Source organism: Tamlana sp. 2_MG-2023 (assembly GCF_030548465.1).
Taxonomy (GTDB): domain Bacteria; phylum Bacteroidota; class Bacteroidia; order Flavobacteriales; family Flavobacteriaceae; genus Pseudotamlana.
Genome location: NZ_JAUOSF010000038.1, coordinates 1 through 872 on the forward strand (window position 1 = coordinate 1; position 872 = coordinate 872).

Below are 872 nucleotides of genomic sequence, written 5' to 3' on the forward strand. Positions count from 1 at the left end.
ACTACATAATCTCTAAGTACATCCTTAAAGTGTTGCCCTATTTCTCCTTCTCTTTTCTTAAACGCACAAATAGTGATTCTCGTAGGTCCTTTGATAGACTTCGATTGGAATTTAAAGTTACCTTCAGCATTGGTGTAAATCATGGTATCCTGAACTCCAAATACTTTATTCCTAGGAATAAGACCACCAAATAATATTCGGATACTATCCCTCACACCTCCATTTCCAACAACGGTTCCTTGAATTGTGACGATCGATTGCGCCTTTGGAGTTTCCTTAGGTTTACATCCTAAACAAACTCCTATTAGCATCACAATAGCTTGTAATAATATTTTTTTCTTCATCATTAAGCTATTAAATTAATATCCAGGATTTTGAGTTATGTTACCATTCCTGCTTACTTCATCTATAGGAATGGGGTATAATTTTGCAGTTGACACCCATTGCGGCTTGACACTAGATAAAACTTGATCGATACGATTCGAGCGTTTTAAATCATACCATCTGTGACCCCATTCAGAAAACAGTTCAACCTGCCGCTCTTTATAAATAGCAGTTAACATGGTTTCCTGACTACTCAAATTGACATCAGGTAATCCTGCACGATTTCTAATCGTATTTAAATCCAGTAAAGCTCCAGAAAAATCATTTAATTGCGCACGCGCTTCTGCGCGTATCAAATATTGTTCGGCCAGCCTAAAAACCATGGAATACTCTTCTAAGGAAGGAGATAGCTTTACCTTATATTTAAAAGGAAAAAACCATGTGGTTGTGCCATCAGTTATATTTCCTAACCAATTGTCATATCTCAAATCTCCAACTTCAAAGGCATTAAGTAAAGTATTAGAAATTGTTTCAGTTGCTACAGGTGT

General features: G+C 36.4%; 2 protein-coding genes. Both read right to left on the reverse strand.

Translation table 11 applies throughout. The features are described from left to right. Positions 1-347 (reverse strand): hypothetical protein (locus Q4566_RS16990; protein ID WP_303423772.1); only part of this gene is annotated, 347 nt, incomplete at its 3' end. 12 nt (positions 348-359) lie between these two features. Next, positions 360-872, reverse strand: a 513-nt coding sequence (locus Q4566_RS16995) for a RagB/SusD family nutrient uptake outer membrane protein (protein ID WP_303423774.1), incomplete at its 5' end; no start/stop codon positions are given.